12 protein-coding genes are annotated in these 12,213 nt (G+C 70.3%); all 12 read left to right on the top strand.

Annotation, left to right across the window (positions count from 1 at the left end; genetic code table 11):
- Positions 1-169: 169 nt before the first annotated feature.
- The 12 genes from ACFYP0_RS26645 (at position 170) to ACFYP0_RS26590 (ending at position 12,203) form a co-directional block, all read left to right on the top strand.
- On the top strand, positions 170-922 hold the full coding sequence (locus tag ACFYP0_RS26645) for a flavin reductase family protein (protein ID WP_355495698.1): 753 nt from the start codon (positions 170-172) through the stop codon (positions 920-922).
- 175 nt (positions 923-1,097) lie between these two features.
- Positions 1,098-1,463 carry a DUF485 domain-containing protein gene (locus tag ACFYP0_RS26640; RefSeq protein WP_124853905.1) on the top strand — a complete coding sequence of 122 codons (366 nt, stop codon included), beginning with the start codon at positions 1,098-1,100 and terminating at the stop codon, positions 1,461-1,463.
- On the top strand, positions 1,441-3,132 hold the full coding sequence (locus ACFYP0_RS26635; protein ID WP_124853906.1) for a solute symporter family protein: 1,692 nt from the start codon (positions 1,441-1,443) through the stop codon (positions 3,130-3,132). Before ACFYP0_RS26640 ends, ACFYP0_RS26635 begins: the two co-directional genes overlap by 23 nt.
- A gap of 88 nt (positions 3,133-3,220) precedes the next feature.
- Positions 3,221-4,198, top strand: coding sequence for an NAD-dependent epimerase/dehydratase family protein (locus tag ACFYP0_RS26630; protein WP_124853907.1), 978 nt, complete (start codon positions 3,221-3,223; stop codon positions 4,196-4,198).
- A 76-nt stretch (positions 4,199-4,274) separates the two neighbouring features.
- Positions 4,275-5,492, top strand: a complete 1,218-nt coding sequence (locus ACFYP0_RS26625) for an LCP family protein (RefSeq protein WP_355495581.1) — start codon at positions 4,275-4,277, stop codon at positions 5,490-5,492.
- 159 nt (positions 5,493-5,651) lie between these two features.
- A complete protein-coding gene (locus tag ACFYP0_RS26620; protein WP_124858496.1) occupies positions 5,652-6,923 on the top strand; it encodes an LCP family protein in 1,272 nt (423 codons plus the stop codon).
- 220 nt (positions 6,924-7,143) lie between these two features.
- On the top strand, positions 7,144-8,061 hold the full coding sequence (locus ACFYP0_RS26615; protein WP_355495578.1) for an LCP family protein: 918 nt from the start codon (positions 7,144-7,146) through the stop codon (positions 8,059-8,061).
- 58 nt (positions 8,062-8,119) lie between these two features.
- Complete coding sequence (locus ACFYP0_RS26610; protein WP_030487745.1) at positions 8,120-8,455, top strand: rhodanese-like domain-containing protein; 336 nt, start codon at positions 8,120-8,122, stop codon at positions 8,453-8,455.
- 10 nt (positions 8,456-8,465) lie between these two features.
- Positions 8,466-9,254 (top strand): glycerophosphodiester phosphodiesterase, encoded by a 789-nt coding sequence (locus ACFYP0_RS26605; protein ID WP_355495575.1) that lies wholly within the window; start codon positions 8,466-8,468, stop codon positions 9,252-9,254.
- A 54-nt stretch (positions 9,255-9,308) separates the two neighbouring features.
- On the top strand, positions 9,309-10,763 hold the full coding sequence (locus ACFYP0_RS26600) for a PAS domain-containing sensor histidine kinase (protein WP_355495572.1): 1,455 nt from the start codon (positions 9,309-9,311) through the stop codon (positions 10,761-10,763).
- 73 nt (positions 10,764-10,836) lie between these two features.
- A complete protein-coding gene (locus ACFYP0_RS26595; protein ID WP_355495570.1) occupies positions 10,837-11,256 on the top strand; it encodes an ATP-binding protein in 420 nt (139 codons plus the stop codon).
- Between the two features lie 59 nt (positions 11,257-11,315).
- Positions 11,316-12,203: a DUF5926 family protein gene (locus tag ACFYP0_RS26590; RefSeq protein ID WP_355495567.1), complete on the top strand. Its 888-nt coding sequence runs from the start codon at positions 11,316-11,318 to the stop codon at positions 12,201-12,203.
- The last annotated feature ends 10 nt before the right edge of the window (positions 12,204-12,213 follow it).

The following is a 12,213-nucleotide window of genomic DNA, read 5'->3' as shown; positions in this document are numbered from 1 at the left end:
CCAGGGACCGGCGTGTCACCGCGAGCATGATGACTGAGAGGCATCAATATGACTCAGAGGCATCACGGCCATTCGGGCATCGCCTTCCGCCGATCGGAGTGCGCCGCAGCCGGGTCAGTTCACTGACCCGGACGGCCGGAGAGCCACGGTGAGCCGCCCGCACCTGCCGATGCGGCCGCTCTGGCGGTGCCGTGGCTGTGGCACGCTCTGGCCGTGCCAGCCGGCGCGGCTGGCACTGCTCGCCGAGTACCGGGACGACCGGGTGGGGCTACTGGTCTACCTCGGTGCCCTCATGGCGGAGGCCGGCGACCAGCTCGCCCGGCTCAACGGGCGGCCCGCCGACCTGCACGAGCGCTTCCTTGGTTGGGCGAGGGCCAGGGGCGGCACAATGTTTCACGTGAATCATGAGCCGGGTGCCGAGATCCACCACACCGATCCGTTCGCGGTGCCGACCGGGCAACGGTCGCCGGTACGCCGGCTGCGTGGTCGCCTCGCCGCACCGGTGACCCTCTGGACGGCGCCCGGTCCGGCCGGGCTGACCGTCTCGTCCACCCTGGTGGCCGAGGGGGAACCGGACCGGCTGCTCGGGCTGATCGACCCGGAGTCCGACCTCTGGGCGGCCGTCGAGGAGTCGGGTCGGTTCGCCGTCACGCCGCTCGGCCCGCCACACCGGCAACTCGCCGACCGGTTCGCCGGCCTCTTCCCCGCCCCGGGCGGGCTCTTCGCGACCGGCGCGTGGAACGAGACGCCGTACGGGCCGGTTCCGGCGGACGCCGGCGGCTGGGCCGGGTGCCGGCTGGACACCGCCCGGGAGTACGGCTGGGGACTGCTGGTCGAGGCCACGATCGAGGCGGTCGACCTGGCCGAGGTGGCCACCCCGCTGCTGCACTACCGCGGTCGTTACCACGAGCTGCCGGCCTGAACGGGCGCCTCGCCAGGGGCGACCGATCACCGCAGTGACCTGAGTCACTTGGCGCAGCCAGGCAACCGCTCGGCGCACTCGCCGACCGGCGTCGATCTCAGCCTTCCCTGCCGGGGAGTGCGCTCTTTACGGTGCGCGAAACTCCTCTGACGCCTGTGAAGGTGGTGATCCACAGATGTCCACGGACACACCCGCTCCGGCTGCTTCCCAGTCGGACAAGTACCTGGCCGTACAACGGTCGGACGAGTTCGCCGGGCTGCGGCGTGCGCTGCGCGGCTTCGTCTTCCCAATGACCGTCGCGTTCTTCCTGTGGTATGCGCTCTACGTCATTCTCTCCGCGTACGCCCGGGACTTCATGGGCACGAAGCTGTTCGGCAGCAACATCAACGTCGCACTGGTCTTCGGCCTGCTCCAGTTCGTCTCCACGTTCCTGATCGCCTGGCTCTACTCCCGGTACGCGGACCGGAAGATCGACCCCATCGCGGACCGGATCCGCGCCGAGATCGGGGAGGTGACCCATGAGCAAGGTCCTCGCGGTTGAGACGTTCCTCGCGGCTGAGGCGGGCGATCACACCGCCCGCAACCTGACCATCACGCTCTTCCTGGTCTTCGTCGCGGTGACCCTGGGCATCACCATCTGGGCCAGCCGGCAGACCAAGACGGCGACCGACTTCTACGCGGGCGGCCGGTCCTTCTCCGGCTTCCAGAACGGCATGGCGATCGGCGGCGACTACATGTCGGCCGCTTCGTTCCTCGGCATCGCCGGCATCATCGCGTTGTACGGCTACGACGGCTTCCTCTACTCGATCGGCTTCCTGGTCGCCTGGCTGGTGGCCCTGCTGCTGGTCGCGGAGCTGCTGCGGAACTCGGGCCGGTACACGATGGCGGACGTGCTGGCCTTCCGGATGCGTCAGCGTCCGGTGCGTACGGCGGCGGCGGTCTCCACCATCACGGTGTCGATCTTCTACCTGCTCGCCCAGATGGTCGGCGCCGGCGCGCTGGTCGCGCTGCTGCTCGGCATCCGGCCGGGGACGACCTTCCTCGGCATGGACGCGGACACCGCGAAGGTGGCCACCATCATCATGGTCGGCACGCTGATGATCATCTACGTGACCGTGGGTGGCATGAAGGGCACCACCTACGTGCAGATCGTCAAGGCGTTCCTGCTCATGGGCGGTGCGCTGTTGATGACCATCCTGGTGCTGGCGAAGTTCAACTTCAACCTGTCGGAGCTACTCGGCCAGGCGGCCGCCGCCTCCGGCAAGGGCAGCGCGTTCCTCGAACCCGGGCTCCGGTACGGCGTCGAGGTCGCCGGCAACTCGACACAGACCTTCTACAACAAGGTGGATCTGCTGTCCCTGGGCATCGCCCTGGTGCTCGGCACCGCCGGTCTGCCGCACATCCTGATCCGCTTCTACACGGTGCCGACCGCGAAGGCGGCCCGCAAGAGCGTGCTCTGGGCGATCGGCATCATCGGCACCTTCTACCTGCTCACCCTGGCGCTCGGCTTCGGTGCGGCGGCGCTGGTGGGCAGCCAGGCGATCACGGCACAGGACAAGGCCGGCAACACCGCCGCGCCGCAGTTGGCCGAAGCGCTCGGCATCGACTTCTTCGGCGGTGAACTGGGTGGGGCAGCCCTGCTGGCGATCATCGCAGCGGTCGCCTTCGCCACCATCCTCGCGGTGGTCGCCGGGTTGACGCTGGCCTCGTCGTCCAGCCTGGCGCACGACTTCTACGCGAACGTGCTGAAGAAGGGTGAGGCGTCGGAGCGGCAGGAGGTGCGGGTCGCCCGGATCTCCGCCCTGGGTATCGGCGCGGTGTCGATCGCCCTGTCGATCTACGCGCAGAACCTCAACGTGGCGTTCCTGGTGGCGTTGGCCTTCGCGGTCGCCGCCTCGGGCAACCTGCCGGCGATCCTCTACAGCCTCTTCTGGCGGCGGTTCAACACCTCCGGCGCGGTGTGGGCGATCTACGGCGGGCTGCTCTCGGCCGTGCTGCTGGTGTTCTTCTCGCCGGTGGTCTCCGGTGCGGCGACCTCGATGTTCCCGGACCACGACTGGCAGTGGTTCCCGCTGTCCAACCCGGGCATCCTCTCCATCCCGTTCGGTTTCCTCTGCGGGTGGATCGGCACTGTCATCTCCAAGGAGCACGACGAGGACAAGTACGCGGAGCTGGAGGTGCGCGCCCTCACCGGCGCTGGCGCCCACTGATCACGGCACCTGTCGAGGGGTCCCCTGTTGACGTGCGACGTCAACAGGGGACCCCTTCCGCGAATTCGGCGGTCGGTAGGCTGAGCGCATGAAGGTTGCTGAGCGCTTTGGTCCCGATCACCGCGTCCTCGTCACCGGCGGAGCTGGCTTCGTCCCGTCACACCTGGTGGACGCCCTGATCGCCCGAGGCTGCACGGTGGTGGCGCTGGACAACTTCGTGACCGGCTCCAAGGAGAACGTCGCCCACCTGCTGGATCGGCCGACCTTCACCCTCGTCGAAGCGGACATCTCCGAAGGTCTGCCGACCCACCACCCGGCGCTGGCCGAGCGGTTCGACGCGATCCTGCACATGGCCTCTCCGGCCAGCCCCACCGACTTCGCCCAGTTGCCTGTGGAGATCCTCCGGGTCGGCTCGGTCGGCACCCTGCACCTGCTGGAGCGCGCGGCCGCCGACGGCGCCCGGTTCCTGATGGCCTCCACCTCCGAGGCGTACGGAGACCCCAAGGAGCACCCGCAGCGGGAAACCTACTGGGGCAACGTCAACCCGATCGGGGTCCGCAGCGTCTACGACGAGGCCAAGCGCTTCTCCGAGGCCGCGACGATGGCGTACCACCGCTACCGCGGCCTCGACGCGGCGATCGTCCGGATCTTCAACACGTACGGCCCGCGGATGCGCCCGGACGACGGCCGCGCCATCCCCACCTTCATCTCCCAGGCGCTGCGCGGCGAGCCGATCACCGTGCACGGCACGGGTAACCAGACCAGGTCCATCTGCTTCGTCGAGGATCTGGTGCGCGGCATCCTGCTGCTGCTCGACTCGACCGAGACGGGCCCGGTCAACTGCGGCACCGAGCACGAGCTGACCATGCGGCAACTCGCCGAGTTGATCGTGTCGCTCTCCGACAGCACCTCGAAGGTGACCTATGTCACCCGCAGCTCGGATGACCCGGAGATGCGCCGACCGGATCTCACGCTCGCTCGTGAACTGCTCGGATACGAGCCGTCGGTCGCGCCCGAAGATGGCCTGCGACGCACGATCGAGTACTTCCGGTCGCGGCTAGGGTAACCAGATTTTCGCGTACCGCCTGCCGCTGAGTGTCGCCTGAAGGCGGCAGTGGCTCCCGCTACGTACCCTGAGTTACATGTCCGCGACCTCGTCTGCCGGCGTTCCGCATCCGTACCTGCACCGCAGCGCCGGGCGCGCGTCGGTGCCCGGCCCCGATCGGGGCGCCTCCGGGCGTGCCCGTCCCACCGAGGCGCGTTTCTACCCGTCGTACGACGAGGAGCAGCCTCGGTCCGGCGGCCCGGCGGGGCCCAGCGGGCCGGGTGGCACCGGCGGGTCGGGGCGGCGCGGCCCGCGACCGCGCTGGGGTCGGATCGCCCTGGTGGTTGGGGCCGCGGTGCTGGTGCTGGCGCTGCTCGGCAGCGTCGGCGCCTGGTTGTACGCCCGCAACCTCAACAGTGACCTGGCCCGCACCGACCCGTTCGCGGAGATCACCGGTGGTCGGCCCGCCAAGACCGTCGATGGCGCGCTGAACATCCTGCTGGTCGGCAGCGACTCGCGGGACCCGGACGCGCCGGTCGACAGCAAGAGTCAGTGGCGCGCCGACACGATCATCATCATGCACATTCCGGCCGACCACCAGGAGGCCTATCTGGTCTCCATCCCCCGAGACCTGTACGTGCCGATCCCGGAGAGCGCCGGCGCGGACTGCGGCTCCGGTTCGCGAGCGAAGATCAACGCAGCGTTCGCGTTCGGTGGGCTGCCGCTGGCGGTACGCACCGTGGAGTGCTTCACCGACGTTCGGATCGACCACGTGATGGCGATCGACTTCGGCGGTTTCAAGGAGGTCACCGACGCCCTCGGCGGGGTGGACCTGAAAGTGGAGCGCACCATCACCTCGATCCACAAGCCGTACCGGACCTTCACCAAGGGCACCAACCACATGGACGGCGCGGAGGCGCTGGACTGGATCCGGCAGCGCAAGCAGTTCCCGGACGGGGACTTCGCCCGGATGCGGCACCAGCAGGAGTTCCTTCGGGCGCTGATGGACAAGGCGGCCAGCACCGGCACGCTGGCGAACCCGAAGAAGCTCAACGATTTCCTCAAGTCGGTGACCGCGGCCGTAACCGTCGACCAGACTTTCTCGGTTACAGACATGGCGCTGCAGTTCCGTAACCTGCGCGGCCAGAACCTCACCTTTGTGACCAGCCCGAACTCGGGCAGCGACACCATCAACGGCGAGTCGGTGGTGGTGTCGGACCGGGAGAAGGCGCTCGCGATGTACCAGGCCATGTCCGCGGACACGATGGCCGACTGGGTCAAGGCGAACCCGCCGAAGAGCAACGACGGCGGCTGACCGCGGCCCGACTGGCACCAGCCGTTCGGGTCATCGAGCAGAGACGATCGAATGAGTCTGCGAAATTCGACGTCCGGATTGACCCGGGATGAACTCGCCAGATCGATTTGATGTACGTACAGTGGTGCCGCCCCCTCCTGATCACGAGCTGGAGCACGCATGCCGGTTCAGGCCAGTCGTCGCCCTTCTTCCTCCGGGTCCGCCGCCCCCAGCGGTCGAGTCGCTGCGGCCATACCCGCGCAGGCACGCCCCTCGGGAGGCGGGCCGGGCTCGCGTCCGCCGGGTAGCGGCGGTGGCGGCGGTGGCGGCGACCGCCCGGGTGGCGGTGGGTCGAAGAAGCGGGCCAAGCGCAAGGACCCGCTCTGGGCCAGGCTGACCGTTGTCTTCGGTGCCGTGCTGATGCTGAGCAGCGGGGTGGCCATCGTCGGCAGCAAGGCGTTGATCGGGCAGGCGACCGGCGGCATCGCGAAGGGCAACCTGCTGGGTGATGCCGGCAAGTCCGACGCCGAGGGCGGTGCGAGCCTGGACGGCCCGATCGACATGCTGCTGCTCGGTGTGGACGCGCGGGAGCGCTGGGCCGCCGACGACGTCCGTTCGGACAGCATCATCGTCCTGCACATTCCGGCCACGCACGACCAGGCGTACCTGATCTCGATCCCCCGGGACACCGAGGCGCAGATCCCGGCGTTCAAGAAAAGCGGCTACGGCGGCGGCTCTGGAAAGATCAACGCCGCGTTCCAGGCCGGTGCCGCCAACGGTGGCGGCTGGGAGGGTGGCGCCCAGCTGATGGCCCAGACGATCAAGCGGCTCACCGGGATCAGCTTCGACGGCGCGGCGATCATCAACTTCGGTGGCTTCAAGAACGTCATCGACACCCTGGGCACGGTGCGGATCTGTGTCAGCCAGGAGGTCAAGTCGCTGCACATGTCGTACGTCGACGGCAAGCCGATGTGGAACGCGGACGCCAAGAAGACCGGCAAAGAGCGGACCCCGGTGGTGCACAAGAAGGGCTGCCAGGAGATGGAGGGTTGGGCCGCGCTCGACTACTCCCGCCAGCGCAAGACCCTCAAGAACGGCGACTACGACCGGCAGGCCAACCAGCAGCAGCTGATCAAGGCGATGGCGAAGAAGGCCACCGAGGGCGGGATGTTGTCCAACCCGGCCAAGATGAACAACCTGATCAAGGCGGCGGGCAAGGCGTTCGTGCTGGACACCGGCGGCGTGCCGATCGAGGACTTCATCTTCACCATGCGCGGGGTCACCGGCAACGAGCTGACCATGCTCAAGACCAACAACGGCACCTTCAACGCCAACGACAACAACACCGAGGGCTTGAGCGAAGAGACGATGGCGATGTTCCAGGCGGTCAAGCAGGACAAACTCGCCGAGTTCGTCTTCACCCACCCCGAGGTGATCTCCACCCGCAAGTGAGGCCGGGAGTCGCGGAAAGCCAGCGACGGCCCCGTCACCGCCCGTAGCCTGACGTGAGCAGGTTTCACGTATCGGCTGCGGGGAGGCGGTCACGTCCAGGTGGGGACGGAACGCAGCGGACCGGGCCGAAGCGGCCCCGTCCGCCCGGTCGCCTGACGCCCGTTGGCCGCGGATCCTGCTCGGCATCGGCCTGGCTCTCGTCCTGCTGGCGGGGCTCGCCGTGGCCGGGCTCAAGACGCTCAGCCACCGCTACGACCGCACGGTGACCAAGGAACAACTACTCGACGCCGACGCCCGCACCGAGCGCACCGACCTGGACGGGCCGCTCAACTATCTCCTGGTCGGCTCCGACCGGCGCCCGGGCGACAGCGGCGCGGACCAACGCTCGGACACCATCCTCATCGTGCACGTCCCCGCCGGGCAGCGGGAGGCGTACCTGGTTTCCATCCCGCGTGACCTGCTGGTCGCCATCCCGCCCGCGAACGGCTTCGGCGGTGGTCAAGACAAGATCAACGCAGCGTACGAGCACGGCGGTGGCGGGCAGGCCGGCGCCCAACTGCTCTCCGCCACCCTGCACCGGCTCACCGGAATCCAGTTCGACGGCGCCGCGCTGATCGACTTCTCCGGCTTCCGGAAGGTCATCGACCTGCTCGGCGGGGTGGAGATGTGCGTGGACACCGAGGTCCGTTCGATCCACACCAACCGGGTCTTCACCACCGGCTGCCACCAGATGGACGGGACGCAGGCGCTGGACTACGTCCGACAGCGTTACGACCTGCCCGGCGGTGACTACGACCGGCAGCACCACCAGCAGCAGTTGCTCCGGGCGATGCTGGACAGCGCCGGCAGGGCGGACCTGCGGAGCAACCCCGTCAAACTGGATCAGGTGCTCCGGGCGGTCGGCGGCTCGTTGACCGTCGACACCAACGGCGTACCCCTGGAGGACCTGCTCCTCGCGCTGCGCGCGCTGCCGCCCGACGGGATGCGCGGCGTCCAGGTGCCCTCCTCGCCGCAGACCATCGACGAGGTCTCGTACGTGGTGCTGGACAACGGCGGCAACGGGCTCTTCGAGGCGGTTCGCGGCACCCGGGTGCCGGCCTGGGCGCAGGCCAACCCGCGCTGGGTGACCCGGTTGTGACGGTGCCGACGGCCCGGTCGGTGCCGAACCGGGCCACGAGGATCTAGTGTTGCTTCCTGTGTTCGGACCCCAGGTTCCCACCGTGCCCGTGACCGAGATCGCCGACGAGACCTACCTGCTGGATGTGCGGGAGGACGACGAGTGGGCGGCCGGCCACGCGCCCACCGCCCACCACCTGCCGATGATGGAGCTGCCGGCCCGGCTGGCCGAGGTGCCCACCGACCGGGAGGTGGCGGTCGTCTGCCGTTCCGGCGGGCGTTCCGCCCAGGTCGTCGCCTACCTGATCAACAACGGTTGGGAGCAGGTACGCAACGCCGACGGCGGGATGCGCCAGTGGGCTGCGGTCGGCCGACCGGTGGTCGACGCGAACGGGCAGCCCGGCCAGGTCATCTGAGGCCGGCGGAATGGGCGGGCCACTGGTCTTCGCGCACCGCGGCGCCTCGTTCGACCTACCCGAACACACCCTCGCCGCCTACCTGCGCGCCCTCGACGAGGGCGCCGACGGCCTGGAGTGCGACGTCCGGCTGACCCGGGACGGGCACCTGGTCTGCGTGCACGACCGACGACTCGACCGCACCAGCAACGGTCGCGGTCTGGTCAGCGCGCGTACGCTCGCCGAGCTCGACGCCCTGGACTTCGGCTCGTGGCACCCGGGCAGCGCGCCGGACGGCGACCTGCCACCGGACGAGTCGCACACCCGGCTGCTGACCCTGGCCCGGCTCCTGGACGCGGTGCTCGCCGCCGGGCGGCCGGTCCGACTGCTGGTGGAGACGAAGCACCCGTCCCGCTACGGCTCGAACGTGGAACGGCGACTGGTCAGCCTGTTGCGCCGGTACGGGCTCGCCGACCCCGCGCCGGACGACCCGGTGCAGGTCACCGTCATGTCGTTCTCCCCGCTGGCGGTCCGTCGGGTGCACGAGCTGGCCCCGACGCTGCCCACCGTGCTGTTGCTGGAGGTGCTGCCGCGCTGGCTGCGGTTGGGTCGGCTGCCGTTCGGCACCCGGATCGCCGGGCCGGGCATCGGCCTGGTCCGGGCCCGCCCGCAGTTGCTGCCCGCACTGCGCGCGGCCGGAAACCAGGTGTACGTCTGGACGGTCAACGAGCCGACCGACCTGGAGCTGGTGCTGGACGCCGGGGTGGACGGGATCATCACCGACCGGCCCGCGTACGCCCTCGCCCGGCTGGACCGCTGACCCATCGACCGGGCGGGGGTGCCCAAAACCGGGTCGGCGGGGCAGACTCGGCACATGCCGGAGCGTATCGACTTCCCCGCTCTCCTCGCCGGCCACACCGTCGTGATCGAAATGATCAACTCTGGGGACGCGGGCCTGCCGGTCCTCACCCAGCTGCTCCGGGTGGTCCAGCCGGCGCTCGGCGCGACCGGGATGGCGTTCGTGGAGTTCGGTCCGACCGGCGGTCGTGTGATCGCCGCGACCGGCGCGGCGGAGTGGGCCCTCGGCCGACCACTGGCCGTCGACGACCCGGACACCGTCTGCCTGCTCTCCGGGCCACGGGTGACCCAGGTTCGGGTGAGCGACCTCAACGGCAAGCTGGCCGGCGAACTGGCCGGCAGCGGCCTGCGCCGGATGGTCGTCTCCCGGGCCGAGATCGGCGGTCACACCGTCGGCAGCCTGCACGCGCTCTATCCGGGCGACGACGAGCCGGGCGCCGAGCAGCAGGGGGTCATCGCCTATCTCGCCTCCTGTGTCGGGCACATGTACGGCGACCAGAGTGGCCTGCCGGTGCACGGCGACGGCCCGGTGGTGGCGGCCCTCGCCGACGGGCTGGCCGTCGTCGACCGGGACGGGCACGTCCGGCTCTGGAACCCGGCCGCCGCCCAGGTCACCGGCCGGACGGTCGAGCAGGCGCTGAGCCGCCCGCTGCCGTTCCCGCTGCCGCCCTCCGGACAGGTTCGGGACCACCGGATGCCGGACGGCCGCTGGCTGCGGATCACCTCCGGCGACCTGCCCGGCCCGGGAACGTTACGGGTGGTCACCTTCCGCGACATCACCGACCAGCAGCGCCGCGACCACGACCGCGAGCTGTTCGTCGCGGTGACCAGCCACGAGCTGCGCACCCCGGTCACCGTCATCAAGGGGTACGCGGACACCCTCACCGACCACTGGGACTCACTGACCGACGTCGACCGACGGCAGGCGGCCCGGGTGATCGGGCAACGCGCCAACGAGCTGGCCCGGCTGGTCGACCGTCTGCTCAGCTCGGCGGCCGAGGTGGGGCCGGGCGACGACCCTCCCACCCCGTTCGACCTCGGCGAGGCGCTGCGCTCCGCCATCGTCGACCTGCCGGCGGAGCTGCGCCGCCGGCTGGTGCTCCGCCTCCCGAGCGATCTGCCCAAGGCGCTCGGTCACCGGCCCAGCCTGTCCACCGTGCTGACCGAGTTGACGACCAACGCCGGTAAGTACTCGGCACCTGGTTCTCCCATCGAGATCACCGCCTCGGGCGACGGTCATCTGGTGGCGTTCCGGGTCAGCGACCAGGGCATCGGCATCCGACCCGAGCACGTGGAACGGGCGTTCGACCGGTTCTGGCAGGGCGAGTCCGGCGACCGTCGCGGCTACCCGGGGGCCGGGCTCGGCCTCTATCTCGTCCGCCGGATCGTTGAACAGCAGAATGGATGGGTATCCCTACGTCCGAGGACCGGCGGCGGTACGGTCGCAGAGGTGCGGCTACCACGCGGTTGACCAGGGGTGGCGCGACGTGGAGGCGACGGTGGCAGCGGCAGCGGCAGCGGCAGCGAGGGATCGAGCCTGGTGCGTGGTGGTTCCCCACCACCCGGGCGGGGCACGGCTGGCCCGACACCGGCTCGCCGCCGAGCTGACGGACGTCGTACCCTCGACGCTCCTCGCGGACCTGATCGCGGTGCTCGCGGAGCTGGTGGGCAACGCGGTGCGCCACGCCAGGCCGCTGCCCGGCGGCGTGATCCGGGTTGCCTGGCAGCTGCGGCCCTCGGCCGAGGGCGCACTGATCCAGCTGCGGGTCACCGACGGCGGCAGCGCGAGCACCGGGCCACGGCTCCGGACGGCCAGCCCGGACGCGGCGGACGGGCGCGGGCTGCACATCGTGGCCGGCCTGGCCACCCGTTGGGGCGTCGAGCAGGACGGCATGGGCCAGCGCGTCTGGGCGGAGTTCGACCCGGTGCCGACACCCCGACCCGACCTGGTGCCGGCGGGCTGAGGACGGCTCGGGCGGGTCCCGGTCACGGCGAGCGGCTCGGGGCTCTAGGCTGTGACGCCGTGAGTAAGCGTCGAAAGAGCCAGCGCGCCGCCGCCGACACCACCCCCCGTCGCGACAAGGTGCGGGACGTCTTCGTGCCGCGTCCGTTCGACGGGCTGGTCGACGAGTCCGAGTGGATCGCGCTTCGCGAACTGGTGCCCGCCGCCTCCGCCCCGCTGCGGCTGGCGCCCGCCCTGGTCGAGGAATTCGGCGATCGGACGGCGACGCTCGCCACGGTGCTGCCCATGGCCGCCCCGGCGATCACCAAGCCGGACGGCCGGGTGCTGATCGGTCTCCAGCGCCACCAGCAGTCCGGTGACGTGTCGCGGGATCTGGCCGACGCGTTGCTCAGCGCGCTGCGTACCGAGCCGGGTGGCCAGGTGGCCGTGCCGCCACTGCCCGGCCCCGGGCCCCGGCTGCAGGACATCCTCGTGGACGGTCCGCTGGACATCACCATGCACGAGGGTTTCGACTTCTGGCTCGACCCCGGGGCCGCCGACGACCCGACCGTCCAGGCGTCGCTGGAGCGGGCGAACGCGGCCATCTACCCGACGGTCCGGCTGACCGCGGCGAAGGCCGCGTACTGGTGTCAGGTTCCGGAGAAGGCCCACGTGCGCTGGGTGCTGCCGGACGACGAGGACGCCGCCCTGGACGCGCTGGCCCGACTCGGCGCGGCCGGCACGCTGACGCTCGGCGAGCAGACCAAGTTCGCCGGCATGTTCCGCGCGCACGGTCGACTCGTGCCGGTCTGGGACCTGCCGGAGGAGACCCCGGCCGCCGAGTGGGAGGAGCCGGTGGCGCAGTTCGCCAAGCGGTACGCCGAGGCGCTCACCGTCACCGACCCACTCGACGCCGCCGGCCGTCGGGCCCGTCAGGGGCTGCTCGGCCGCCAGCTCACCCTGCGCTGAGCCGGGGCCG

Source organism: Micromonospora arida (genome assembly GCF_042873195.1).
GTDB lineage: Bacteria > Actinomycetota > Actinomycetes > Mycobacteriales > Micromonosporaceae > Micromonospora > Micromonospora arida.
Note: the sequence above shows the minus strand (reverse complement) of the source record. Positions and strands in the feature narration are given on the sequence as shown.

Bases quoted from the DNA above. Each gene is read 5' to 3' on its own strand.
- ACFYP0_RS26625 (WP_355495581.1), top strand. From the start codon at position 4,275: ATGTCCGCGACCTCGTCTGCCGGCGTTCCGCATCCGTACCTGCACCGC.
- ACFYP0_RS26635 (WP_124853906.1), top strand. From the start codon at position 1,441: ATGAGCAAGGTCCTCGCGGTTGAGACGTTCCTCGCGGCTGAGGCGGGC.
- ACFYP0_RS26645 (WP_355495698.1), top strand. From the start codon at position 170: ATGCGGCCGCTCTGGCGGTGCCGTGGCTGTGGCACGCTCTGGCCGTGC.
- ACFYP0_RS26630 (WP_124853907.1), top strand. From the start codon at position 3,221: ATGAAGGTTGCTGAGCGCTTTGGTCCCGATCACCGCGTCCTCGTCACC.
- ACFYP0_RS26640 (WP_124853905.1), top strand. From the start codon at position 1,098: ATGTCCACGGACACACCCGCTCCGGCTGCTTCCCAGTCGGACAAGTAC.
- ACFYP0_RS26620 (WP_124858496.1), top strand. From the start codon at position 5,652: ATGCCGGTTCAGGCCAGTCGTCGCCCTTCTTCCTCCGGGTCCGCCGCC.
- ACFYP0_RS26600 (WP_355495572.1), top strand. From the start codon at position 9,309: ATGCCGGAGCGTATCGACTTCCCCGCTCTCCTCGCCGGCCACACCGTC.
- ACFYP0_RS26605 (WP_355495575.1), top strand. From the start codon at position 8,466: ATGGGCGGGCCACTGGTCTTCGCGCACCGCGGCGCCTCGTTCGACCTA.